The organism is Pseudomonas sp., assembly GCF_033723075.1.
Lineage (GTDB): Bacteria > Pseudomonadota > Gammaproteobacteria > Pseudomonadales > Pseudomonadaceae > Aquipseudomonas.
This window is the reverse complement of record NZ_JAWVXU010000009.1, coordinates 70,236-92,936: the sequence shown is the minus strand read 5'-3', so window position 1 is coordinate 92,936 and position 22,701 is coordinate 70,236. Positions and strand designations below refer to the sequence as shown.

Below are 22,701 nucleotides of genomic sequence, written 5' to 3'. Positions count from 1 at the left end.
TCGTTGAGCAGTGGCATAGGCCGGACGGGGCAGAATGCAACGCCGTACGGCCGCCTACATTGCAGTCCCACCGCTCGATTAGCCCAGAAAAAGTGTGTAAGCCGGGTTGTCGCTTTCGTCCCAGTAGGGATAGCCGATCGCGTCCAGCGCCGCCGCCACCAGATGGCGCTCGGCCTCCGGCACCTGCAGGCCGGCAACCACCCGCCCATCGGCGGCGCCGTGGTTACGGTAGTGGAACATCGAGATATTCCAGCGCCCGCCGAGTTTCTGCAGGAAGTTGAACAGGGCGCCCGGCCGCTCGGGGAACTCGAAGCGGAACACCACCTCGTCGCGCACCCGCGCCGCATGGCCGCCGACCATATGGCGGATATGCAGTTTGGCCAGCTCGTTATCGGTCAGGTCGACCACCGGGAAGCCCTGGCCTCGCAGGTTTTCCACCAGGGCGGCACGCGGGTCGTTTTCCGGGTGGGTCTGCACGCCGACGAAGATGTGCGCTTCCTTGTCGCTGTGGTAGCGGTAGTTGAACTCGGTGATCTGGCGCTTGCCGATCGCCTCGCAGAAGGCCTTGAAGCTGCCCGGCTGCTCGGGGATGGTCACGGCAATGATCGCCTCGCGTTTCTCGCCCAGCTCGGAGCGTTCGGCGACATGGCGCAGACGGTCGAAGTTGACGTTGGCGCCCGAGTCGATGCCTACCAGCACCTGGCCGCGGCAGCCCTCACGCTCGACGTACTTCTTGATCCCGGCGACGCTCAGGGCGCCAGCCGGCTCGGTGATCGAGCGGGTGTCGTCGTAGATGTCCTTGATCGCCGCGCAGATCTCGTCGGTGCTGACGGTGATCACCTCGTCGACATGCTGGCGGCAGACATCGAAGGTGTACTGGCCGATCTGCGCCACCGCGACGCCGTCGGCGAACAGCCCGACCTGCGGCAATACCACCCGCTCGCCGGCGGCCATGGCCGCCTGCAGGCAGTTGGAATCGTCCGGCTCGACGCCGATGATCTTGATTTCCGGGCGCAGGTATTTGACATAGGCGGCGATCCCGGCGATCAGGCCGCCGCCACCGACCGGGACGAAGATCGCGTCCAGCTGGCCCGGCTGCTGGCGGAGGATTTCCATGGCCACCGTGCCCTGGCCGGCGATGGTGTGCGGATCGTCATAGGGATGGATATAGATGTAGCCCTTCTCCTCCACCAGCTTCAGTGAATAGGCCAGCGCCTCGGGGAAGCTGTCGCCGTGCAGCACCACCTTGCCACCGCGCGAACGCACGCCCTGGACCTTGATCTCCGGGGTGGTCTTGGGCATCACGATGGTCGCCTTGACCCCCAGCACCTTGGCCGCCAGGGCCAGGCCCTGGGCATGGTTGCCGGCGGAGGCGGTGACCACTCCACCCGCCCGTTCCTCGGCCGAGAGCTGCGCCAGCTTGTTGTAGGCGCCGCGAATCTTGAACGAGTACACCGGCTGCAGGTCTTCGCGCTTGAGCAGAATCTGGTTGCCCAGACGCTCGGACAATTGACTGGCGGCTTGCAGCGGGGTTTCCACCGCGACGTCGTAGACGCGCGAGGTGAGGATCATCTTGACGTACTGTTCGAGCATGGCGTTATCGCAGGCGGCTTTTCGAGGGAGTCAGCGAGTCTACCCCAGGCTCGCGCCGAACGACCATACGAAGCAGGGGGTTTTGCCGGCGACGAAATCGCGGAAGGGCCGATGCCAGGCGAGGTTTTGCCGCACATGCGGCTATAATTAACGTCTCCCGACTCCACCCAGGCGCAAACCGCGATGAACCAGGATCAACTCAAGCAAGCAGTCGCCCAGGCTGCCGTCGACTTCATCCTCCCCCAGCTCGACGCCAAGAGCGTCGTCGGGGTCGGCACCGGCTCCACCGCCAACTGTTTCATCGATGCCCTGGCCCGGCACAAGGCCGAGTTCGACGGCGCCGTGGCCAGTTCCGACGCCACTGCCGCGCGCCTCAAGGGCCACGGCATTCCGGTGTACGAGCTGAATACGGTCAGCGACCTGGAGTTCTATATCGACGGTGCCGACGAAAGCGACGAGCACCTCAACCTGATCAAGGGCGGTGGCGCCGCCCTGACCCGCGAGAAGATAGTCGCGGCCGTGGCCAAGACCTTTATCTGCATCGCCGACGCCAGCAAATTGGTGCCGGTACTCGGCGCCTACCCGCTGCCGGTGGAAGTGATTCCGATGGCGCGCAGCCATGTCGCCCGCGAACTGGTCAAGCTCGGTGGCGACCCGGTGTACCGCGAGGGGGTGACCACCGACAACGGCAACCAGATCCTCGACGTGCACAACCTGTCGATCGTCAACCCACGCGAACTGGAAGCGCAGATCAACAATATCGTCGGCGTGGTCACCAATGGCCTGTTCGCTGCCCGCCCGGCGGACTTGCTGCTGCTCGGCACCGCCGACGGGGTAAAAACGCTGACCCGCTGAGCACTGGCCAGTTACGCAATCAGAGCTAGGCTTGCTGGGGTACCCCCCAGGTTCAGGAGCTCAGCATGGCCAGCAAATTTCACCTGAAGACAGCCAAGGACGGTCAGTTTCACTTCAACCTGCTCGCCGGCAACGGCGAGATCATTCTCACCAGCGAGCTGTACAAGAGCAAACCCTCGGCCCTCAACGGCATCGAATCGGTGCAGAAAAACGCGCAGCGCGAGGGTGCCTTCGAGGTCAAACCCGCAGCCAGCGGCAAGTTTCACTTCGTGCTCAAAGCCACCAATGGCCAGGTAGTCGGCCAGAGCCAGCTATATGCCAGCGAAGCCAGCTGCCAGAACGGCGTCGAGTCGGTGAAGAAGAATGCGCCGACGGCGACTCTGCACGACGAAAGCTGAGGTCCCGGCAGGCGAAGGCCGGGTAATCACTCAGAGGTTGTGAAAATATCGAGCGCCGTAGCGAGTGTTTTTCACAGCCTCTCAGCGTTCTTCTTGAACAGATAGAACAGATTCGGCTCGCTGATCAGGTACAGGTTGCCGTCGTGGTCCATGGCCACCCCTTCCGCCTGCGGCACCGAGGCCTTGAGCCCCTGCTGCCCGGCCAGCAGCGACAGGCTGCTGATCGGCTTGCCGGCGACGTTCAGCTCCAGCACCAGGCGCGACTCATCGGACAAAGCCAGCAGATGCCCGGTGCGCTGGTCGTACTGCAAGCTGGACAGGTCGCGCACGAACAGCCCGGCGTCGCGCGTCAGGTCGTCCAGCACATGCACGGCAAACGGCTGACCCGGATCGCTGTGCGGAAAGCCATGTATCTCGTAGATCCGCAGCGGATCGCGCTCCTTGGCGACAAACAGGCGCTGGCCGAGCGAGTCGTAAGCCAACCCCTCGAAGCCCTTGTTGCCGCTCAGCTCTATGCCCAGCGACAGTTGCTGGGCGTTGGCCGCGTCGAGCTCGCGGGTGTCCTCGTCCAGGCGCACCTTGATCAGGCGCTGTCGGCGCTCGTCGGTGATCACATAAAGGCCGCGACTGATGTATTCGACCGCCTCGGCATCGCCAAAACCGATCAGCTTGACCCGGCGCAGGACGCGACCGTCGAGCGACAGTTCGATCAATTCCGAGTTCTGGTTGGTGACGGTAAACAGGCTGCGCCGATCCGGGTCGTAGGTCAGCGCCGAGACATCGTCATCCAGGCCGATGATCGGCTGCGCCTCGATCGCCACCCGGTAATCCGTCAGCCAGATCGAGTTATCCTGCCATTGCGCCACATGTCGCCATTGCTGCGCATTGAACCAGGCGCGCTCGAACAGACGGTAGTCCTGGGCCAGCAGACCCAGCACCAGCAGCACCGCCAGCAACAACCCCAGAGCCAGACGTTTGAGGGTAACCATAGGGCGCATCGCGTTTTCACTCACAGATTGCTCAGCGCACAACCACGCCAGCCCGAAGCAGAAGCCCCGGGCTGGCGTGGTTGTGCGGGTCGGCCGCACGGCGCGGCTGGTTTTCAGTTAATCAGTTCGACGATATCGACATCGATTTCGCGGCTGGTCAGGTCACGATCGACCTCGCCGGTCAGTTTGACCATGGCCTTTTCGGATACAGCCTGCGCCGGCCAATCCTCATTGTCGATTTCAACCTGGAGGGTGCCGGTGGCATCCTTGAACTCGTAGAGTTCGTCTTGCAGGCGCTTGACGATCTGGCCCTGCAAGACAACCGGGGTATCGTCGGCCGCGTCCAGCGCAGCAGCCACCGTGCTGACCTGAGTGATGGCACCGGGGCCGGTATAACCTTCGGCCAAGGCAGCGGCGGAGAACAGTGGGGCAAGCAGCAGAACAAGTGTGCAACGCTTCATGGCGTATCTCGCTAATCGGTAAATGACTCGGGCAGAATAGCGAGCATGGCTGAAGCCAGGCTTAATCCGGGCTGAAGCCAAACTTAACCGGCACCCCGCGCGCGCCCTCGCAGCTCGGCCACTTCAATGCGCCGATCCGTTCGCAGCGACAGCCTGCCGAAGTTGCGCGGTGCCGATGAACCACGCTGCACAGCCTGCGGCGAGTGACACGAATTGCGGGTTGTTCGAGGGCGCCGGGGCGCCTAATCGACCTGCTCGGGCAGCACCACCGGCGCCTCCTTGCTGAACACATAGAGCAGGTTGGGTTCGCCGACGATGTAGATATTGCCTGCCGCATCCATGGTCACGCCTTCGGCCTGCTTGATGCTCTGGTGCAGACCGTTGAGACCGCCGATCAGGCTGATGAAGCTGACCGGCTGGCCCTGGGCATCCAGCTCCAGGAGCAGACGCGACTCGTCGGAAAGCACCAGGGAGTGACCGGTACGCGCATCGAAACTCAACGACGATATATCACGCACGAACGCGCGCTTCGAGGGCAACGCCTGCAGCGTACCGGCGGCGCCGTCCTCGCCGGGAAACGGCAAGCTGAACAGCCCCAACGGACCGCGCTCCTTGCCGAGCAACACACGCTGATTGAGCGAGTCCCAGGCAATGCCCTCGAAGCCCTTGTTGCCGGAGTCGGCAAAGCCCAGGTCGAACGACGGGTAATCCCCGGCATCCAGGCTCCGCGTGTCGGCGTCTATTCTGACTGCCGTCAAGCTGCGCCGACGCTCGTCGATGATCGCCAGACGCCCGCCGGAAATGACCTCGACACCCTCTGGATCGGAAAAGCCGCTGAGCGGGATACGCCGCAGCACCTCGCCGGCCAGCGACAACTCGACCAGTTGCGGGTTCTTGCCGGTGACGGCGAACAGGGTGTCGCTGGCGGGGTTATAGGTCAGCCCTGAGGTTTCGTCCCGCTCCAGACCGGCCAGTGCCCTGCCCTGCACGACCACTCGATAGCCCGGCAGCCAGATGCTCGCCTGCTGTTCGGCAACACTGCGCCGACCTTCCTCGAGCCAGAACCAGGCGCGTTCATCCAGGCGCAGAATGTCGACCAGCAGCGCCGTGGCAACGACCAGGGATAGCAGGAGCAAATGGAGCGGGCGCATGAAACGAAAGCGTTTGGCAGGCATCGGCACGACTCGGGAAAACCATGGCCGGCAGACTAGCGACCAAAGCTTAAGGTTCGATTACCGATGGGGGCGCCTCCAGGAGCCCCGTACACGACTAGCCTAGCCGGTTACAGCACGCGGCTGGCGAAGCATGAGTGGCCGACCAGCTCCAGCACCAGCTCGTCACCCTTGTGCAACGGCCCGACCCCGACCGGCGTGCCGGTGAGGATCACATCGCCCGGTTGCAGGCTGAAGTGACCGGCGATGTGCTGGATCATCGGCAGGATCGGGTTGAGCATGTCGCGGCTGTTGCCATCCTGACGCACTTCGCCGTTGATCGAGAGGCGAATGCCGATGTCGCACAGATCCTCCACCGCATCGCCCGGCACGAAAGGCGCCAGCACGCAGGCACCGTCGAAGGACTTGGCGATTTCCCAGGGGTAGCCCTTCTCCTTGAGCTTGGCCTGCAGGTCGCGCAGGGTCAGGTCGAGGGCCGGGGCGAAGCCGGAAATGGCGTCCATGACTTCTTCGGCATTCGGTGTGCGCGACAACGGCTTGCCGATCAGCACGGCGATCTCCGCCTCGTAATGCACCGCACCACGCTCGGCGGGAATGGCGAAGCCATCATCCAGCGGCACCACACAGCTGCCGGCCTTGATGAACAGCAGCGGCTCGCTGGGCACCGGGTTGTTCAGTTCCTTGGCGTGCTCGGCGTAGTTACGGCCGATGCACACCACCTTGCCCATTGGAAAGTGGATATGGGTGCCGTCGACATACTGGTGCTGGTAACTCATCACAAACTCCTTATGGGAATGCGGTGCGCGGCTCTTTGTGGGAGCGTGCCGTGTAGGGCGGGTGCAACCCGCCGTTGTCAGGTGGCGGGTTGCACCCGCCCTACGATCTGGTAACTCATGGGCGACTCCTGAATAGAGCAATGGTGGAAAACGCTGCGCGGTTTTCCACCCTACATGCCTGAAGCCTTACGAGCGAAGGCCAGGCAAGGCGGCATATCCGGAAAAAAGCGGAGTTCGCTGCTGCCAATGAGCATTTTTCCGGCTGCGCCAACGCAGCATGGTGCGCGAAGCCCGCAGCAGCTTTCAGGGAAAGATTTTGCCAGGGTTCATGATCCCGTTCGGATCGAACACCGCCTTGATCGCCTTCATATAGCCGATCTCCGCCTCGGAGCGACTGTAATGCAGGTAATCGCGCTTGGTCATGCCGACGCCGTGTTCGGCGCTGATCGAGCCGTTGTACTTCTGCACGGTCTCGAACACCCACTGGTTGACCGTGGCGCACTTGGCGAAGAACTCGTCCTTGGACAGATCCTCCGGCTTGAGGATATTCAGGTGCAGGTTGCCGTCGCCGATGTGGCCGAACCAGACGATCTCGAAGTCCGGGTAGTGTTCGCCGACGATGGCGTCGATATCGTGGAGGAAGGCCGGCACTTTCGATACCGTGACCGAGATGTCGTTCTTATACGGGGTCCAGTGGCTGATGGTCTCGGAGATGTATTCGCGCAGCTTCCACAGGTTCTGCAACTGCTGCTCGCTCTGGCTCATTACCCCATCGAGCACCCAGCCCTGCTCGACGCAATGCTCGAAGGTGGCCAGGGCCGCTTCGGCCACCGCCTCGCTGGTCGCTTCGAATTCCAGCAGCGCATAGAACGGGCACTCGGTCTCGAACGGTGCCGGCACGTCGCCGCGGGCCATGACCTTGGCCAGGGCCTTGTCGGAGAAGAACTCGAAGGCGGTCAGGTCGAGCTTGTTCTGGAAGGCGTGCAGCACCGGCATGATCGAGTCGAAATCGGCCGCGCCGAGGACCATGGCGGTGAGGTTCTGCGGCGCGCGGTCGAGGCGCATGGTCGCTTCCACCACGAAGCCCAGCGTACCTTCGGCGCCGATGAACAACTGGCGCAGGTCGTAGCCGGTGGCGTTCTTGATCAGGTCCTTGTTCAGCTCCAGCAGTTCGCCGGTGCCGGTGACGACCTTGAGGCCGGCGACCCAGTTGCGGGTCATGCCGTAGCGAATCACCTTGATCCCACCGGCATTGGTGCCGATATTGCCACCCAACTGGCTAGAGCCGCTGGAGGCGAAATCCACCGGGTAATACAGCCCCTGTTCTTCGGCGAACAGCTGCAACTGCTTGGTCACCACGCCGGGCTGGCAGGCCACGCTGCGGTCGAACTCGTTGAAGGCGAGAATCTGGTTCATATAGTCGAAGGCCACCACCACTTCGCCGTTGGCCGCAACGGCGGCGGCCGACAGCCCGGTGCGCCCGCCCGAGGGCACCAGGGCGACCCGATGCTGGTTGGCCCAGCGGACGATGGCCTGAACCTGCTCGATGCTCTTGGGAAAGACGATGGCGCAAGGGGCCGGGGCGAAATGCTTGGTCCAATCCTTGCCGTAGGCGTTGAGGGAATCGGCATCGGTCAGCACCTTGCCGGGCTCAACCAGGGTCTTCAGCTCTTCGATCAGCGCAGGGTTGGTCATCTACGGAACTCTCAAACGATTCATGGTCACCCTGAGCACGCTTCATCTGCCAGGGGTGGGTGTTTCGCGGGGCGCTTATGCTAGCATACGCCCCCCGTTAATCGTGCTCCCGCGCCGATCTGCGGGGCCCCGTCAGCAACGCCGCTGGCCCTTTCCCTGATCACTATTTGTGGGACAACAGGTACTCCGATGAGCAAGACCTCTCTCGACAAGAGCAAGATCAAGTTCCTTCTTCTCGAAGGCGTCCACCAGAATGCCGTGGACACCCTGAAGGCTGCCGGCTACACCAACATCGAGTACCACAAGGGCGCACTGTCCGACGGTGAGCTGAAAGAAAAGATCGCCGACGCGCACTTCATCGGCATTCGCTCACGCACCCAGCTGACCGCCGATGTCTTCGACTGCGCGAACAAGCTGGTCGCCGTCGGCTGCTTCTGCATCGGTACCAACCAGGTCAACCTGGACGCCGCCCGCGAGCGCGGTATCGCGGTCTTCAACGCACCCTACTCGAACACCCGTTCGGTGGCCGAGCTGGTATTGGCCCAGGCCATCCTGCTGCTGCGCGGTATTCCGGAGAAGAACGCCGCCTGCCACCGTGGCGGCTGGATCAAGTCGGCGGCCAACTCCTTCGAGATCCGCGGCAAGAAGCTCGGCATCGTCGGCTACGGCTCGATCGGCACCCAGCTTTCGGTACTCGCCGAAGCCCTCGGCATGCAGGTGTTCTTCTACGACACCGTGACCAAGCTGCCGCTGGGCAACGCCACCCAGATCGCCAAGCTGCACGACCTGCTGGGCCTGTGCGACATCATCTCGCTGCACGTGCCGGAACTGCCGTCGACCCAGTGGATGATCGGCGAGAAGGAAATCCGCGCCATGAAGAAGGGCGGCATCCTGATCAACGCCGCCCGCGGCACCGTGGTCGAACTTGATCACCTGGCCGCCGCGATCAAGGACGAACACCTGATCGGCGCAGCCATCGACGTGTTCCCGGTCGAGCCCAAGTCCAACGACGAAGAGTTCGAAAGCCCGCTGCGTGGCCTGGATCGAGTGATCCTGACTCCGCACATCGGCGGCTCCACCGCCGAAGCCCAGGCCAATATCGGCCTGGAAGTGGCGGAAAAACTGGTCAAGTACAGCGACAACGGCACCTCGGTGTCCTCGGTCAACTTCCCCGAAGTCGCCCTGCCGGCGCACCCGGGCAAGCACCGCCTGCTGCACATCCACCAGAACGTGCCGGGCGTGATGAGCGAGATCAACAAGGTGTTCGCCGAAAACGGCATCAACATCTCCGGCCAGTTCCTGCAGACCAACGACAAGGTCGGCTACGTGGTGATCGACGTCGACGCCGACTACTCCGACCTGGCGCTGGAGAAGTTGCAACAGGTCAACGGCACCATCCGTAGCCGCGTGCTGTTCTAAACGCTGCCCGGTAACGAAAAAGGGAGGCCATTTGGCCTCCCTTTTTCATACCTGCGATGTTATTGCACGGTCACCGTGATTTTCTTCGAGATCACCGGCGGGGCAAGCGGCACATGGTTCTTGTCGCCCACCAGCAACTGCAAGGTGTGTGTGCCAGGCGGCAGGCTGAGCTCGGTCTCGGTCTGGCCCTTACCAAAATGCCGCAGGCTGTCGGTCATCGCCAGCGGCTGACTCATCGCCGGGGCATCCTCCAGGTCAATCAGCAGGTGATGATGCCCAGTGGCCGGCGCGTCAATACCTGCCGGCGCCACCCCCATGCCCTTGAGGCCGAACTTGACGGTGAACGTCTGGCCGACCGTAGCGCCGTCGGCAGGCTCGATAAAGTAAACCGCCGCTCCGACGGGCGCTGCAGTGTACGGCACGGCCGCCAGGGTAAAGCCTGGGGCGCTTAACAGCGCAGCAACAAGTCCGAAGCCAGTCCGTAATGCTTTCATCGTAGATCCCTCAGGTAAAAAGTCCCTGAAGTCGACCTTAGCCTGACTTGATCGTTCCACCGTCGGCGCTTTCCAGCCTCGCCAGGGCCAACGCGGCAGCGGGCAACTGCTCCTCGCTGAACACCTGCACGCCCGCACGCTTGAGCAGGGCCGCCGTCACGCCCTCACCTGCAACCTTGCGGCCGGTGAAACTACCGTCGTAGTTTTCCAGATTGCCGCACGACGGGCTGCGCGCCTTGAGCAGCGCCAGGCGGATGCCGTGCTGGCGGACCAGGGCCAGGGCCTGTTCGGCGCCGGCGACAAAGGCCGCCGTGACGTCCTCGCCCTCGATGGTCAGCACCGGCAGCCGGCCGTCGAGCACCTGCGCGCCCTGGCCTGAGGGGATTTCCGCCGCCGGCCGTGGCGTTGGCAAGCCGCCGGCGACTTCCGGGCAGAGCGCCACCACCCGGCCCTCCGCCTGCCAGCGCTGGAGCAGAGCGAAGGGGCCGTGGGCGCCGCCGTCATAACGCACGCGGTGGCCGAGCAGACAGCGACTGACCAGAATCTTCTGCATATATCCTCCGGGGCCGTGGCTTGAAGGGCACAGCCTGCTACCACTTGCTCTACAACGGGCCGTCGCCGCGGCGCCGGAACCAGCCGGTCAGCGACAAGCGCTCACGGCTGGCCGGCAGCACTTCATGGGGCATGTCGGCGGAAAGGAACACCAGCAGGCTGCCGGCCTGCGGCTGCACATCGCGCGTCGTCTCGTCTGCCAGGTACAGGCGCAAAACGCCACCTTGCTCGGGCTGCCAATCCGGGTTGAGATAGAACACGGCCGACACCGCACGGCGGTCGTCATCGCGGAAGCGATCGAGATGTTTCTGATAGAAGGCGCCGGGCGGATACAGAGCGAAATGGCACTCGTAATCGTCCAGGCCCAGATAGAGCTCACGATTGAGCGCCTGACGCAGCCCGTCCATCAGCGCCAGATAGTGGTCGCAAGCCGGCGACAAGCCGGTATCCAGCCATTGAATACGGTCGCCACGCACCCCTTCGCGTACCTCCTGGCCAGCGCCACGGCCGATGCTGGCGGGGGTTAAATCACCCTGTGCGGCACGTTTGCGGCACTCATCGGCCAGTTCGAGGGTCAGAGTCTGAGGAGCGAACACGGGCTGCAACGACCAGCCTTGCTCGGCCAGATCGTCGACGATGCGTTTTAACGGTGCGGAATCGGTTGAAATAGGCATGCCGGCGATTCTATCAGCCTGCAGGCTATGCCTCGACAAGCGCCGCCAAGCCATCGAAAATAGTCGCCCTAGACAGGAGTCTGTATGCGCGTCTTATCCATCGTTTTACTGTTGTTCCTCAGCCTGCCGAGCCTGGCAGATGCGCAAATCCAGCTTTATCAGGCAGCCGGCTGGCCACAGCAACGCGTGCATTTCAACGATGCCCTGAGCGCCGCGCAGGCGCGCTATCGCAGCAGCCTGCCGCCAGCGGTGTATGAGGCGCTGGTGAACAACAGCAACCAGCGCTTTGCCCCGCTGGCGATCGACCAACGCGCCCAGCAGAGCCTGCGGCAAAACCTCGTCGACCCGCAGCCCGCCCTGCAGTTTTTCCAGTCGGAACTGGGGCGCAAGGTGGTCGCCGCCGAGCAACGCTCCACCCGCCGCGACCAGCTGGCACTGTATACCGATGGTTTGCCGCGTATCGAAGCCAGCGCCACCCGTCGTTTGCTGATCCGCCACCTGGCCCAGGCGCTGCCGGCCAAGGAGGCCGGCGCCGAAGTCAGCCTGGCCCTGGCCGGGGTCGCTGCCGACAGCCTCAGTCAGATGCTCCCCGGCCTGTTCGGCGGCGATAGTGCACAGAGTTTGCTCAACACCCAGCGCCAGCGCCTGATGGAGCAGATCGGCGCGGATCTGGACAACACCCTGCTGCACGTCTACCGCGAACTGTCCGACCCGGAGCTGGAGGAATTCGTCAGCTTCGCCCAATCGACAGAAGGCCAGGCCTACTACCAGGCGGCCCTGGCGGCAATCCGCGCCGGCCTGGCAGTAGGCCAGAGCACCGCCAACCTGGCGCCGCCACCCCAGGGGATCTGACGGGATCTCACGCCGCGGCCGATGACGTTGCGCTGGGTTACCCGGCGCTCGACAGCGGTGGCACCTGCCAAACAGCTGCATGCGCCGCTAACCCAACCTACGGAGCTACGCCCAGCCGACCGATCAGGCCAGACGCTCGCGGAGAAAGTCGAAATAGCGCTGGCGCAGGGCCGGTGATTCGTTGGCCAGGTGATGGCGCGCCTCGGCCAGACGCAAAATCTCCGGCGCGGCGAACTTGTCCTGCAAGATTTCCAGGTTGTGCGGCCAGTCCACGGTCATGTCCGCTTCGCCCTGGACGATCAGCGGGCTGCGCGTGCTGCGGCGCGCGCCCTCGATCCGTGGCACCCACTGACTCAAGGCGCCGACCCAGGCGGTTGGCAGGCTGCGCGCCTGCAACGGGTCGCGGTTGTGGACGAAGTCGATAAACTCGGGGTCGCTCGAGTTGTCGCTGAAGCGCCGCGGAATCTCGCGGACAAAGGGCTTCAACAGGCGATAGCTCAACTGCGACCAGGCCCAGGCCCGCGGACGCACCAGCGGCGCCAGCAGAATCGCTTCGCCCACCTCGGGCGCGGGGTTGCCGGTCAACAGGTAGTCGATCAGGATGGCACCGCCGGTGCTTTGCCCACACAGGTGCCAGGGCTGCGGCAAATCGAGGGCTGCGGCCTGCTCCAGCGCGCCCTGCAGCACCAGCTGATACTCGGCGAAGTCGTCAATGCTGGCGCGCGCACCGCTGGACAGGCCGTGTCCCGGCAAGTCGACCGCCAGCACGGCAAACCCCATGCCGAGCGCCCACTCGATCACGTGACGAAACAGGCCGCTGTGATCGTAATAGCCATGCAGCAACAGCAAGGTGCCCCGCGGCTCCCGCGGCCACCAGACCTGGGCGGCAATCCGGTAAGCGCCGACCTGAAAATAGCCCAGCAGACTGCCCTCGGTCGGTAGCCCCTCGAAACCGTAGAAACGCCGGTACGCCTGCTCATGCGGCAGGGTCGCCGTCGCTGCGGCCAAGGGTCGCAGGTTGGCGACCAGGTCGGCGGGCTGAAAACGTTCTGGCATAAAGCTTTCCATCAAATCAGGCGGACTTCCCGCGAGGCATAGGCAACCACACGGCCGGTTAAAGATATTCTGCTGCCCGGCAGGTCATGGCAAGCTATGCGTCCGTTTACCTGCCGATCGTGCCATGTCCCGCCCCAGCCGCAAGACCCTGCTCGTCAGCCTCGTCGCACTGCTCTGGATAGCCGCCATGCTCGCCGCCTTCTGGTGGTTCGAGGCGCGCTATGTGCGCAGCTTCGACCAGCAAGCCGCGCTGTTCGCCGGCGCCGAACTGCGCCTGCCCGCCGAACTGGCCGGCCCCGGACCGATTCGCCTGGTGCATTTCTGGGACCCGGCCTGCCCGTGCAACGTCGGCAACCAGCAACACCTGGCCGAACTGATCGAGCATTTCGGCCCCCTGGGCGTAAGCTTCCATGCCGTGCAGAAGCCTGGCAGCAAGGGGCAACTACCGGCCACCCTGAGCGCCATGCAGGCCCTCGCCCCGCTCCCCGGCAGCGCCGGCATACCGGCCAGCCCGGCGGTGGCGATCTGGGACCAGCAGGGTCAACTGGCCTATTTCGGCCCCTACAGCGAAGGCCTCACCTGCAACTCGAGCAACAGCTTCATCGAACCGATCCTCGAAGCCCTGAACGCCGGACGTCCGGTCAACGCCAGCAATACCATGGCGGTGGGCTGCTTCTGCCAGTGGCCAACGGAGCCTGGCGACTGATGCCGCGCAGCAACTACATGATGGCGCAACCCGCTCTGGCGGGCGCCGCCTTACCAAGGAAAATTTCGTGAAACGCAGCCTCATCCTCCTCGTGCTGCTCCTCGCTGCCGTCGCCATCGGCGGCGCCTGGCACGTCGACAGCAAGCAGCCGCGGCGTGGCGGCGAGCTGGCGCTCGGTGGCCTGCAGGCGCCGGTCACGGTGCGCTACGACGAGCGCGGCGTGCCGCATATCCAGGCCGCGCATGAGGCCGATATGTACCGCGCCCTCGGCTTCGTGCATGCCCAGGATCGGCTGTTCCAGATGGAGATGCTGCGCCGTCTGGCCCGTGGCGAGCTGGCCGAAGTGCTCGGCGCCAAACTGATCGACACCGACCGGCTGTTCCGCACCCTGGGCATCCGCGCCTATGCCGACGCCTACGCACAGAAGCTGGACCTGCAGCGCCCAGCGAGTCAGGCCCTGCTGGCCTACCTGGACGGCATCAACCAGTTCCAGGCCAGCCACCCGGCGCCGCTGGAGTTCGACCTGCTGGGCATCCAGAAGCGGCCGTTCAGTGTGGCCGACACCATCAGCGTCGCCGGTTACATGGCCTACAGCTTCGCCGCCGCCCTGCGCACCGAGCCGCTGCTGACCCATGTGCGCGACCAACTGGGCGCCGCATACCTGAAGATCTTCGACCTCGACTGGCACCCCCGGGGCGTGGTCGGCCAGCCCCTGGCGGCCGGCGACTGGCAGGACCTCAACGCCATCGCCCGGCTCAGCCAGGCCGCGCTGGAGGATGCCGGTCTGCCGCAGTTCGAGGGCAGCAATGCCTGGGCGGTGTCCGGCAGCCGCACCGCCAGCGGCAAACCGCTGCTGGCCGGCGACCCGCACATCCGCTTCGCCGTGCCGGCGGTGTGGTACGAGGCGCACCTGAGCTATCCCGGCTTCGAGCTGTACGGCCATCACCAGGCGCTCAATCCGCTCGCCTCCCTGGGCCACAACCGCGACTTCGCCTGGAGCCTGACCATGTTCCAGAACGACGACCTCGACCTGATCGCCGAAACCCTCAACCCGGACAACCCCAACCAGGTCCGGCACCGCGGTCAATGGGTCGACCTGCACAGTCGCGAGGAGGTGATCGCAGTCAAGGATGGCGCGCCCGTCACCCTGACCCTGCGCCACTCGCCCCACGGCCCGCTGATCAACGACGCCCTGGGTAACCGCGTCGGCGCCACGCCCATTGCCATGTGGTGGGCCTTTCTGCAAACCGACAACCCGATCCTCGACGGTTTCTACCAGCTCAACCGCGCCGACAGCCTGGACAAGGCCCGCGCCGCCGTGGAGAAGATCGAAGCACCGGGGCTCAACGTGGTCTGGGCCAATGCCAGCGGCGACATCGGCTGGTGGGCCGCGGCCAAGCTGGCGCGCCGCCCGGCCGGGGTCAACCCGGGCTTCATCCTCGACGGCGCCAATGGCGAAGCCGAGAAGCACGGTTTCCACCCTTTCAGCGCCAACCCTCAGGAAGAAAACCCGGCGCGCGGCTACATAGTCTCGGCCAACTACCAGCCGCAGGCGACCAGCGGCATCGAGATACCTGGCTACTACAACCTCGCCGATCGCGGCCAGCGCCTCGACCAGCGCCTGGCCGACAACCGCGTGAAGTGGGACCTGAACAACAGCCAGGCGCTGCAACTCGACCCCGGCAACGGCTATGCCCTGCGCCTGCTGGCGCCGATCCTCGGGGAACTGCGCCGCGCCGCGACGACCGCGCAAGAGCGCGCCCTGGTCGAGCAACTGGCCACCTGGAACGGCGACCATGACCTCGACTCGAGCGCCGCCACCCTGTTCAACCAATTGCTCTATCAGCTCAGTGAACGGGCCATGGCCGATGACCTGGGCGCCGCCCAGTTCGACAACCTGCTGTCGACCCGCGTGCTGGACGCCGCCCTGCCGCGCCTGAGCGCCGATGCCGCCTCACCCTGGTGGGACGACCGCACCACCCCGGCCGTGGAAAGCCGCGCGGATACGGTCGCCGCCGCCTGGCGCGCCAGCCTGCAGCACCTGCAGGACAACTTCGGCGCGGACCCGAGCGCCTGGACCTGGGCCAACACCCACACCCTCACCCACAGCCACCCGCTGGGCCAGCAACAGCCGCTCGATCAGCTGTTCAACGTCGGCCCCTTCGCCGCTCCCGGCAGCCACGAAACCCCGAACAACCTGTCGCACCGTATCGGCCCGGCGCCCTGGCCGGTGCTCTACGGCCCCTCGACCCGGCGCCTGATCGACCTCGCCGACGCCAGCACAGCCCTGGGCAGCAACCCACTCGGCCAGAGCGGCGTGCCCTTCGACGCCCACTTCAGCGACCAGGCCGCCGCCTACATCGCCGGCCAGTACCAGCCGCAGCATCTGAGCGAAGCGGATGTGGCGACTCATACCCGCAGCACCCTGACGCTGTTGCCGGCACGCTAGGTCAAGGCGCCGGGGATTCCTGCGGGGCCTGAGGCGCAGGACAAGCAGCCGAGTCGAACCAAGACCCCTGGATATTCCGGCGCAAGGACGCGGACCGGATTGAACCGCCGGGCAGTGAGGGCTTTAATCGAACTGAAGCCGGGGCAGGAGCAATAGTGCGACCCGCCCCGAGTATTCCGTATTCCACACAGGCCCAGCGCGCCTGTCAGGAGCACCCATGCACAACCTCAAGTGGTCCGCCGCCGAGAAAAAGCTCGCCCACCGCGTGTTCGAGGCGGCGCTCACAGCTGAGCTGGCCGAGATCATGGCCGATTTCAAAGCAAAAGCTGCCGCCATCACGGAGCCACACGAAATGTGGCCGATCGAGGAGTACCTGGAGCGCAAGCGGCGCGAGATCGACCGCAAATACGACTATAGGTACTCGCAGCTGCTCTTCGTGTTCGGCCAGCTGATTCGTGAAGGACGCGCCCAGGAGGCGCAACTGGCGGGCCTGTCGGAAGAGAAGCTTGGCTACATTCGACGCAGCGCATCGCTCTGAGGCAACCCGCAGGCCTGAGTCAGCCTCTGCCACTGATAATCGGCAGAGGTCGGTTCGAAGCGCACGTCAAAAATCATCCAGCGATCCGTGGGCAACTCGCGCAGCACGCAGCAGCCCGGGATCCCGGTCAATACCGTTGCGTGTGGCTAGACATAGGGCTGGCCGCTGAAGCCCCTTGGCAGTCGCTGCAGCCCCGGCAGGTTGGTAAGTTTCTCCAGCCAGGCTGCGCGCCAGTCATTCGCGGCGTGGGCGACCTTGGCTTTGCGCGCGGCTCTGCGCGCCGCGTTGCGCGCCTCTCTCCGGGCCTCCTTGAACGCATCGGTGCCACGGCAGTTGCGACATTTAACCCGGGCAAGGTCGGTGGTGGCGGGGAGATTGTCGCCATGGCTGCCGCAGGCGAGATGTCCGGCAACCTTGTAGTGAGTAACCATAAGTGAAGTTCCTTGGCAGTGAGTGCGGTGCAGGGCAAGCATCACGCGAAGGCATATGAGGCAGACGAATACAGGCGACCGGTGAGACAGGCTCCATAGCGGAGCTTCATCTGCAGGTCATGCGACCGTCTTCCACACATGCAAAAGCCTGGGCGACCTTACCCTTGTCTGGATTCGCACCATCACCGACCGGATGAACACGCCAAGGATTAGCCGCATGAACCACTGCAAGGTTGGAGATGCCGTTTCCCTAGCCGTATCCGCTGTTTCAGCCTCAACGGCTATTGGCTCAACCCGGGCGAGAAGCCTTGATCGGTCGCGATCCCATCGTTTTTTAGACCACCGCGGGTGGGCCGGGTTCGCCAGAAGTAAACTCCGGAGGCAGATATCCCGCGCAGGACATTAGGAGACAGGCGACTATCGACTACGCAGGTTCAAGCGTTAATCATGCCCCCCGAATACTCCTGTCAAAACACAAAAAACGATCGCCCTAATCTGCCGCTTTGGGCGCGCTGAAGGCTTTGCTGTAGTAGCCGGAAGGATCGAAACAGCAAACCCGCCGCTTTCCAGAAGCAAGCATGTCACACGCATCAATAACCCGTTTCGCCCGGGTCTTGGACTGCTTGGCGGAAGTAATCCAATGTATCCAGTCCAGGCGTGCGATGGTGGTTGTATCGTCCCAAACGGCTCGAGCCTCGGGAGCAGCCGCCAGGGCTTCTTGCAGGTCGGAGGGCATCTCAGGTTCTGGTTCTTGCGCCACTGGCATGATCTCAAACGTGACAATGTCGCCCATGTTCACGCCGGCGATTTCGAGTAGGCCCTCGTCAACCCGCAGCCAATGGCCCAATTGGCCATCCGGCTCGAGCGTGGCCCGGAAACCATGACCGTTGATGCGGCCCTCTACCGTCGTCCTGCCCCGCCTAGGAAGCTTTGCGCTCGCGCTCTCGGGCAAAATTACAAAAGCCCACAGAGTAACGCCGCCCGACGTGGCCGGACGCAGCAGTTTTGCTTTGAACCGAGACTTCGTGTCGCTCTGTTTCATTGCGAATCAGCTCACAATGCGCCTAACGCTCCGCTAAACGGCGAACGCTGGCGAATCCAGTGGCGGCCGCGTTTTGCGGCCGGAACGATGTTTGCGCCGCACCGCCTCACTCATGTTGCAAGATGTTGATCAGTTTGCCGAACGGGTCGCGAACATAGAATCTCCGAACGCCCCAAGGCTCACTGACCGGCCCGTACTCGATGGGGATGTTCGCCTTTTCGACTTTTGCCAATGCTGCCTCCAGATCATCGACTTCAATCGACAAGTTCGGCACTGAAGTGCCTGAGCCTCCCTCAGATCCAAAGCCGATTTGAACCGTCATTTTCGCGTCCGAACCATAGGTTTGGAACCACCCGTGATCCATGATGAGGTCAAGGCCCAAAACGTCTCGATAAAATGCCTCAGCCTGCTTGAGGTCTGAGACTTCGGTGTTGGATACGATGCGCATTACCTTCATATTTTTACCTCGACATCCGCCCTGCGCCCTAACAGGGGTTAAACAGACTGGCGTGTTTTCGCATGGTAGTGAGCGCTAGACTACTCCCGCCCTACCCCGCTCACCCCCGCTCAACCGGTTTGCCCACCCGTTTGCTCCCCGCCGCCTTGCGCTTGCCGGGCTTGCGTTTGCCCTTCCAGGACGCGGCGGCGGCCGGGCTGGCGGGGCCGCTGATGGTCAGGCGCAGGCCGGCGCAGCGTTGCACCTGCTTGCTCATCCAGGCCGACTGTTTGGCGACGAATTCGTCCAGGCTCATTTCGCCACTCTGCACCATGTCCAGCGCCTGTTCCCAGATCGCCGTGGTGCCGGGGTCGGCGATGGCGCGGGGGACGGCGTCGATCAGGCTGAATGCGGCCGGGGTGGCGGCCAGGGCCTTGCCCTGCTTGAGCAGGTAGCCGCGGTCGAGCAGGCCCTGGATGATGCCGGCGCGGGTCGCTTCGGTGCCGATGCCGGTGGTGTCCTTGAGCTTCTGTTTGAGGCGCGGGTCGTCGACCAGCTTGGCGACGTTCTTCATCGCCTTGATCAGGTCGCCCTCGGTGAAGGGTTTCGGTGGCTGGGTCCAGAGGTCCTTGAGGGTTACGCCGGTCACTGTGCAGTCCTGCCCTTCGCGCAGGGCCGGCAGGGCTTGTGCAACCGGCGCTTCGCGGCCTTTGGCGGGCGTCAGGGCCTCGGGCAGGGCGCGGCGCCAGCCGGGTTCGACTATCACCTTGCCGACCGCGCGCAGGGCCTGGCCGGCGCAGTCGAAGTCGGCCTGGGTGCGGTCGTATTCGTGGTTGGGCAGGAACTGCGCCAGGTAGCGCGCGCGAATCAGGCTATAGACCGCCCGCGGCTTGCCGACCAGGCGTTCCAGGTTCTGCGCGGCGGCGGTCGGGATGATGCCGTGGTGGGCGCTGACCTTGGCGTCGTTCCAGGCCCGCGAACGGCGCTGCGCCTGCAAGTGTTCGAGCAGGCCGGCCAGAGCAGGATCGGCCCGGCCCAGGGCGGCGAGGATGGCCGGCGCCTCGCCATGCTGGCTGAGCGGCAGGTAGCCGCAATCGCTGCGCGGGTAGGTGATCAGCTTGTGGGTTTCGTAGAGCGCCTGGGCGATATCCAGGGTTTCCTGGGCGCCGAGGCCGAGCTTCTTCGAGCAGACTTCCTGCAGGGTACCGAGATCGAACGGCAGGGGCGGCGCCTCGCGCATGCGCTCGGTGCGCAGTTTCACCACCCGGGCGCTGGCGGCGTTGGCCATGGCCGTCGCCGCCTTCTGCGCCAACGCCTGGTTGAGGCAGCGGCCCTGTTCGTCGCAGACCTCTGCCGCGGCGCGCCACTGGGCGCAGAACGCGGTGCCGTCGGCCAGCAGCGGCACCTCGATGGCCCAGTACGGCAGCGGCACGAAGGCGGCGATGCTGCGGTCGCGGTCGACCACCAGGCGCAGGGTCGGGGTCTGTACCCGACCCACCGGCAGCACGCCCTGGTAACCGGACTGCTGACCGAGCAGGGTGAACAGCCGGCTCATGTTCATGCCGATCAGCCAGTCGGCGCGCGAGCGGCCCAGTGCCGAATGGTAGAGGCTGAAGGTTTCGGCGCCGGGCTTGAGCGCAGCCAGGGCCTTGCGGATCGAGGCATCGTCCAGGGCCGACAGCCACAGGCGCTGGATCGGCCCACGATAGCGGCAATGCTCGACCAGCTCGCGGGCGATCATCTCACCCTCGCGGTCGGCGTCGGTGGCGATGACCAGTTCGTCAGCCTCGCCGAGCAGGCGCTTGACCGCCTTGAACTGGCCGGCGGTCTTGGGCTTGACCAGCATCTTCCAGCGTTCGGGGATGATCGGCAGGTCGGCCAGCACCCAGCGCTTGTAGCGGGGGTCATAGGCGTCCGGCGGTGCGGTCTCCAGCAGGTGACCGATGCACCAGGTCACCGTCAGGTTGCTGCCCAGCCAGCAGCCATCGCCGCGTCGGGTGGCCCCGAGCACCTTGGCGATGTCCTTGGCCTGGGAAGGTTTTTCACAGAGGAAGAGCCGCATGGCCGCCATCATCGATTCCTTGTCGCGATGGCGCACAGCATGCGCAGTGGCGCGGGCTCAGGCAAGCTTAATCTGTATGGATGTACAGTTAATGTCACTGCGAACGGGACGCCGTCCGGGTACGCTATCGCAACGCCAGCCCGCAGCGACCGGCGGGAGTAGCCGGTGCGCACGGCGCACCCTACCCGAGGGAAGCCCCACGAAAAAGGGTCACCGCAGTGACCCTTTTTCGTTCACTCAAACCGCTAGCTAAACAGTCGCGTGGACCTGCGACGGGTCGCGGCGGCTGTCCGGGCCCAGTTGATCCCGGGTGCCGGTGGTTTCGTCCATGGCTTGCTGGATCGATTTCTTGCGCTTGTCTTCGGCGCGGCGGGCGATGAACCAGATGATGAAGGTCATCAGCGACACCGCCAGCAGGATCAGGCTGGCGATGGCGTTGATTTCCGGCTTCACGCCCAGGCGCACGGCGGAGAACACTTCCATCGGCAGGGTGGTGGAGCCGGGACCGGAGACGAAGCTGGCCAGAACCAGGTCGTCCAGCGACAGGGCGAAGGACATCATGCCGCCGGCCGCCAGCGAAGGCGCAATCATCGGGATGGTGATCAGGAAGAACACCTTCCACGGTTTGGCGCCCAGGTCCATGGCCGCCTCCTCGATGGACAGGTCCAGCTCACGCAGGCGCGATGACACCACCACCGCCACATAGGCGGAACAGAAGGTGGTGTGGGCGATCCAGATGGTCAGGATACCGCGCTCGGCCGGCCAGCCGATCAGTTGCGCCATGGCCACGAACAGCAGCAGCAACGACAGACCGGTGATCACTTCGGGCATTACCAGCGGCGCGGTGACCAGGCCACCGAACAGGGTACGACCCTTGAAGTGAGTGACCCGGGTCAGCACGAAGGCCGCCAGGGTACCCAGCGCCACCGCCGCCACCGCGGTGTAGCAGGCGATTTCCAGGGAGCGCATCACTGCGCTCATCAACTGGGTGTTGTCGAGCAGGCCGATGTACCACTTCAGCGACCAGCCGCCCCATACCGTGACCAGGCGCGAGCCGTTGAACGAGTAGATCACCAGGATCAACATCGGCAGGTAGATGAACAGCAGGCCGACCCACAGCATGATGGTGGAGAAACTGTAACGTCTCATGGTCGACCCTCCATCTCTTTGGCTTGGTTACGATTGAACAGGATGATCGGGATCATCAGGATCGCCAGCATCACCACCGCCAGGGCGGAGGCCACCGGCCAGTCACGGTTGTTGAAGAATTCCTGCCAGAGCACCTTGCCGATCATCAGGGTCTCCGGGCCGCCGAGCAGTTCGGGAATCACGAACTCGCCGACCACCGGGATGAACACCAGCATGCAACCGGCGATGATGCCGTTCTTCGACAGCGGTACGGTGATCTTCCAGAAGCTGTTGTAGGTGCTCGAGCCCAGGTCGGCCGCAGCCTCCAGCAGGCTCTGGTCGTGCTTGACCAGGTTGGCGAAGAGCGGCAGCACCATGAACGGCAAATACGAGTACACAACCCCGATATACACCGCGACGTTGGTGTTGAGGATCTGCAGCGGCGTGTCGATCAGCCCCATGCTCTGCAGGAAGCCGTTGAGCAGGCCGTTGTTGCTGAGAATACCCATCCAGGCGTACACGCGGATCAGGATCGCCGTCCAGGTCGGCATCATGATCAGCAGCAGGAACACCAGTTGCATTTCCTTGTCGGCGCGGGCGATGGCATAGGCCATCGGATAGCCGAGCAGCAAACACAGGAGGGTGCTGAAGAAGGCCATCTGCAACGAGCCGAGGTAGGCGGCCAGGTACAGATCGTCCTCGCTGAGGAAGATGTAGTTGCCCAGGTTGATCACCACCGAGAGCTTGTCCTCCGCCCAGGTGTACACGTCGGTGTACGGCGGAATAGAAACTTCGGCTTCGGCAAAGCTGATCTTCAGGACGATGATGAAGGGCAGCAGGAAGAACATGAACAACCAGATGAAGGGCACTCCGATGACGAAGTGCCGGCCCCTGGGCAGGCGGCGGCTGATGCTTCGGGAAAT

Annotated in this window: 23 protein-coding genes; 7 read left to right on the top strand and 16 right to left on the bottom strand. The window is 64.1% G+C overall.

Annotation, left to right across the window (positions count from 1 at the left end; all coding sequences use genetic code 11):
* Positions 1–78: 78 nt before the first annotated feature.
* Positions 79–1,593, bottom strand: coding sequence for a threonine ammonia-lyase, biosynthetic (gene ilvA / locus R3355_RS12535; RefSeq protein WP_318961476.1), 1,515 nt, complete (start codon positions 1,591–1,593; stop codon positions 79–81).
* A gap of 183 nt (positions 1,594–1,776) precedes the next feature.
* Here ilvA and rpiA point away from each other — a divergent pair, with 183 nt between their 5' ends.
* Both rpiA and R3355_RS12525 read left to right on the top strand, forming a co-directional pair.
* The gene (gene rpiA, locus R3355_RS12530) at positions 1,777–2,448 is read left to right on the top strand and encodes a ribose-5-phosphate isomerase RpiA (protein ID WP_318961475.1); all 672 of its coding nucleotides are present in this window, start codon (positions 1,777–1,779) and stop codon (positions 2,446–2,448) included.
* Between the two features lie 65 nt (positions 2,449–2,513).
* Entirely contained in the window at positions 2,514–2,846 is a 333-nt protein-coding gene (locus R3355_RS12525) for a YegP family protein (protein ID WP_318949183.1), read from the top strand.
* A gap of 71 nt (positions 2,847–2,917) precedes the next feature.
* Here R3355_RS12525 and R3355_RS12520 read toward each other — a convergent pair whose 3' ends face one another.
* From R3355_RS12520 to R3355_RS12500, 5 genes are all read right to left on the bottom strand, one after another.
* Complete coding sequence (locus R3355_RS12520; protein WP_318961474.1) at positions 2,918–3,844, bottom strand: SdiA-regulated domain-containing protein; 927 nt, start codon at positions 3,842–3,844, stop codon at positions 2,918–2,920.
* 104 nt (positions 3,845–3,948) lie between these two features.
* Positions 3,949–4,296 (bottom strand): NirD/YgiW/YdeI family stress tolerance protein, encoded by a 348-nt coding sequence (locus R3355_RS12515; protein ID WP_318949185.1) that lies wholly within the window; start codon positions 4,294–4,296, stop codon positions 3,949–3,951.
* A 242-nt stretch (positions 4,297–4,538) separates the two neighbouring features.
* Positions 4,539–5,471, bottom strand: coding sequence for an SdiA-regulated domain-containing protein (locus R3355_RS12510; protein ID WP_318961473.1), 933 nt, complete (start codon positions 5,469–5,471; stop codon positions 4,539–4,541).
* 107 nt (positions 5,472–5,578) lie between these two features.
* A complete protein-coding gene (locus R3355_RS12505) occupies positions 5,579–6,244 on the bottom strand; it encodes a fumarylacetoacetate hydrolase family protein (RefSeq protein WP_318961472.1) in 666 nt (221 codons plus the stop codon).
* 303 nt (positions 6,245–6,547) lie between these two features.
* Positions 6,548–7,939, bottom strand: a complete 1,392-nt coding sequence (locus tag R3355_RS12500) for an FAD-binding oxidoreductase (RefSeq protein ID WP_318961471.1) — start codon at positions 7,937–7,939, stop codon at positions 6,548–6,550.
* Positions 7,940–8,128: 189 nt separating this feature from the next.
* Between R3355_RS12500 and serA the strand changes: the two genes are divergently transcribed.
* Positions 8,129–9,358, top strand: coding sequence for a phosphoglycerate dehydrogenase (gene serA, locus R3355_RS12495; RefSeq protein ID WP_318961470.1), 1,230 nt, complete (start codon positions 8,129–8,131; stop codon positions 9,356–9,358).
* Between the two features lie 59 nt (positions 9,359–9,417).
* On the opposite strand, the gene R3355_RS12490 is transcribed toward serA, so the two are convergent.
* From R3355_RS12490 to R3355_RS12480, 3 genes are read right to left on the bottom strand one after another with little or no spacing between them, the layout of a single operon-like run.
* Positions 9,418–9,852, bottom strand: coding sequence for a DUF4399 domain-containing protein (locus tag R3355_RS12490; protein ID WP_318961570.1), 435 nt, complete (start codon positions 9,850–9,852; stop codon positions 9,418–9,420).
* Between the two features lie 37 nt (positions 9,853–9,889).
* Positions 9,890–10,405: a DUF523 domain-containing protein gene (locus tag R3355_RS12485; RefSeq protein ID WP_318961469.1), complete on the bottom strand. Its 516-nt coding sequence runs from the start codon at positions 10,403–10,405 to the stop codon at positions 9,890–9,892.
* A 49-nt stretch (positions 10,406–10,454) separates the two neighbouring features.
* On the bottom strand, positions 10,455–11,078 hold the full coding sequence (locus R3355_RS12480) for a 2OG-Fe(II) oxygenase (protein WP_318961468.1): 624 nt from the start codon (positions 11,076–11,078) through the stop codon (positions 10,455–10,457).
* An 84-nt stretch (positions 11,079–11,162) separates the two neighbouring features.
* Between R3355_RS12480 and R3355_RS12475 the strand changes: the two genes are divergently transcribed.
* Positions 11,163–11,930: a hypothetical protein gene (locus tag R3355_RS12475; protein WP_318961467.1), complete on the top strand. Its 768-nt coding sequence runs from the start codon at positions 11,163–11,165 to the stop codon at positions 11,928–11,930.
* A 123-nt stretch (positions 11,931–12,053) separates the two neighbouring features.
* Here R3355_RS12475 and R3355_RS12470 read toward each other — a convergent pair whose 3' ends face one another.
* On the bottom strand, positions 12,054–12,986 hold the full coding sequence (locus tag R3355_RS12470) for an alpha/beta hydrolase (protein ID WP_318961466.1): 933 nt from the start codon (positions 12,984–12,986) through the stop codon (positions 12,054–12,056).
* A gap of 124 nt (positions 12,987–13,110) precedes the next feature.
* Between R3355_RS12470 and R3355_RS12465 the strand changes: the two genes are divergently transcribed.
* The 3 genes from R3355_RS12465 (at position 13,111) to R3355_RS12455 (ending at position 16,679) form a co-directional block, all read left to right on the top strand.
* A complete protein-coding gene (locus R3355_RS12465) occupies positions 13,111–13,692 on the top strand; it encodes a DUF6436 domain-containing protein (RefSeq protein WP_318948518.1) in 582 nt (193 codons plus the stop codon).
* A 67-nt stretch (positions 13,693–13,759) separates the two neighbouring features.
* Positions 13,760–16,141, top strand: coding sequence for a penicillin acylase family protein (locus tag R3355_RS12460; RefSeq protein WP_318961465.1), 2,382 nt, complete (start codon positions 13,760–13,762; stop codon positions 16,139–16,141).
* A 217-nt stretch (positions 16,142–16,358) separates the two neighbouring features.
* Positions 16,359–16,679, top strand: a complete 321-nt coding sequence (locus tag R3355_RS12455) for a hypothetical protein (RefSeq protein ID WP_318961464.1) — start codon at positions 16,359–16,361, stop codon at positions 16,677–16,679.
* 146 nt (positions 16,680–16,825) lie between these two features.
* On the opposite strand, the gene R3355_RS12450 is transcribed toward R3355_RS12455, so the two are convergent.
* The 6 genes from R3355_RS12450 to R3355_RS12425 all read right to left on the bottom strand — a co-directional run bounded on the left by R3355_RS12450 (position 16,826) and on the right by R3355_RS12425 (position 22,677).
* The gene (locus R3355_RS12450; RefSeq protein WP_318961463.1) at positions 16,826–17,110 is read right to left on the bottom strand and encodes a hypothetical protein; all 285 of its coding nucleotides are present in this window, start codon (positions 17,108–17,110) and stop codon (positions 16,826–16,828) included.
* 490 nt (positions 17,111–17,600) lie between these two features.
* A complete protein-coding gene (locus R3355_RS12445) occupies positions 17,601–18,152 on the bottom strand; it encodes a YdeI/OmpD-associated family protein (RefSeq protein WP_318961462.1) in 552 nt (183 codons plus the stop codon).
* A 106-nt stretch (positions 18,153–18,258) separates the two neighbouring features.
* Complete coding sequence (locus R3355_RS12440; RefSeq protein WP_318961461.1) at positions 18,259–18,609, bottom strand: VOC family protein; 351 nt, start codon at positions 18,607–18,609, stop codon at positions 18,259–18,261.
* A gap of 100 nt (positions 18,610–18,709) precedes the next feature.
* On the bottom strand, positions 18,710–20,650 hold the full coding sequence (locus tag R3355_RS12435) for a DNA topoisomerase III (RefSeq protein ID WP_318961569.1): 1,941 nt from the start codon (positions 20,648–20,650) through the stop codon (positions 18,710–18,712).
* A gap of 249 nt (positions 20,651–20,899) precedes the next feature.
* Positions 20,900–21,799, bottom strand: coding sequence for an ABC transporter permease subunit (locus tag R3355_RS12430; protein ID WP_318948524.1), 900 nt, complete (start codon positions 21,797–21,799; stop codon positions 20,900–20,902).
* Positions 21,796–22,677, bottom strand: a complete 882-nt coding sequence (locus R3355_RS12425; protein ID WP_318961568.1) for an ABC transporter permease subunit — start codon at positions 22,675–22,677, stop codon at positions 21,796–21,798. The genes R3355_RS12430 and R3355_RS12425 overlap by 4 nt, the downstream gene beginning before the upstream one ends.
* Positions 22,678–22,701 lie beyond the last annotated feature (24 nt).

Bases quoted from the DNA above. Each gene is read 5' to 3' on its own strand.
- R3355_RS12510 (WP_318961473.1), bottom strand. From the start codon at position 5,471: ATGCCTGCCAAACGCTTTCGTTTCATGCGCCCGCTCCATTTGCTCCTG.
- ilvA (WP_318961476.1), bottom strand. From the start codon at position 1,593: ATGCTCGAACAGTACGTCAAGATGATCCTCACCTCGCGCGTCTACGAC.
- R3355_RS12480 (WP_318961468.1), bottom strand. From the start codon at position 11,078: ATGCCTATTTCAACCGATTCCGCACCGTTAAAACGCATCGTCGACGAT.
- R3355_RS12485 (WP_318961469.1), bottom strand. From the start codon at position 10,405: ATGCAGAAGATTCTGGTCAGTCGCTGTCTGCTCGGCCACCGCGTGCGT.
- R3355_RS12465 (WP_318948518.1), top strand. From the start codon at position 13,111: ATGTCCCGCCCCAGCCGCAAGACCCTGCTCGTCAGCCTCGTCGCACTG.
- R3355_RS12490 (WP_318961570.1), bottom strand. From the start codon at position 9,852: ATGAAAGCATTACGGACTGGCTTCGGACTTGTTGCTGCGCTGTTAAGC.
- R3355_RS12520 (WP_318961474.1), bottom strand. From the start codon at position 3,844: ATGCGCCCTATGGTTACCCTCAAACGTCTGGCTCTGGGGTTGTTGCTG.
- R3355_RS12470 (WP_318961466.1), bottom strand. From the start codon at position 12,986: ATGCCAGAACGTTTTCAGCCCGCCGACCTGGTCGCCAACCTGCGACCC.
- R3355_RS12500 (WP_318961471.1), bottom strand. From the start codon at position 7,939: ATGACCAACCCTGCGCTGATCGAAGAGCTGAAGACCCTGGTTGAGCCC.
- R3355_RS12525 (WP_318949183.1), top strand. From the start codon at position 2,514: ATGGCCAGCAAATTTCACCTGAAGACAGCCAAGGACGGTCAGTTTCAC.
- R3355_RS12455 (WP_318961464.1), top strand. From the start codon at position 16,359: ATGCACAACCTCAAGTGGTCCGCCGCCGAGAAAAAGCTCGCCCACCGC.
- R3355_RS12435 (WP_318961569.1), bottom strand. From the start codon at position 20,650: ATGCGGCTCTTCCTCTGTGAAAAACCTTCCCAGGCCAAGGACATCGCC.
- R3355_RS12505 (WP_318961472.1), bottom strand. From the start codon at position 6,244: ATGAGTTACCAGCACCAGTATGTCGACGGCACCCATATCCACTTTCCA.
- R3355_RS12515 (WP_318949185.1), bottom strand. From the start codon at position 4,296: ATGAAGCGTTGCACACTTGTTCTGCTGCTTGCCCCACTGTTCTCCGCC.
- R3355_RS12475 (WP_318961467.1), top strand. From the start codon at position 11,163: ATGCGCGTCTTATCCATCGTTTTACTGTTGTTCCTCAGCCTGCCGAGC.
- R3355_RS12430 (WP_318948524.1), bottom strand. From the start codon at position 21,799: ATGAGACGTTACAGTTTCTCCACCATCATGCTGTGGGTCGGCCTGCTG.
- R3355_RS12450 (WP_318961463.1), bottom strand. From the start codon at position 17,110: ATGGTTACTCACTACAAGGTTGCCGGACATCTCGCCTGCGGCAGCCAT.
- serA (WP_318961470.1), top strand. From the start codon at position 8,129: ATGAGCAAGACCTCTCTCGACAAGAGCAAGATCAAGTTCCTTCTTCTC.
- R3355_RS12440 (WP_318961461.1), bottom strand. From the start codon at position 18,609: ATGAAGGTAATGCGCATCGTATCCAACACCGAAGTCTCAGACCTCAAG.
- R3355_RS12445 (WP_318961462.1), bottom strand. From the start codon at position 18,152: ATGAAACAGAGCGACACGAAGTCTCGGTTCAAAGCAAAACTGCTGCGT.
- rpiA (WP_318961475.1), top strand. From the start codon at position 1,777: ATGAACCAGGATCAACTCAAGCAAGCAGTCGCCCAGGCTGCCGTCGAC.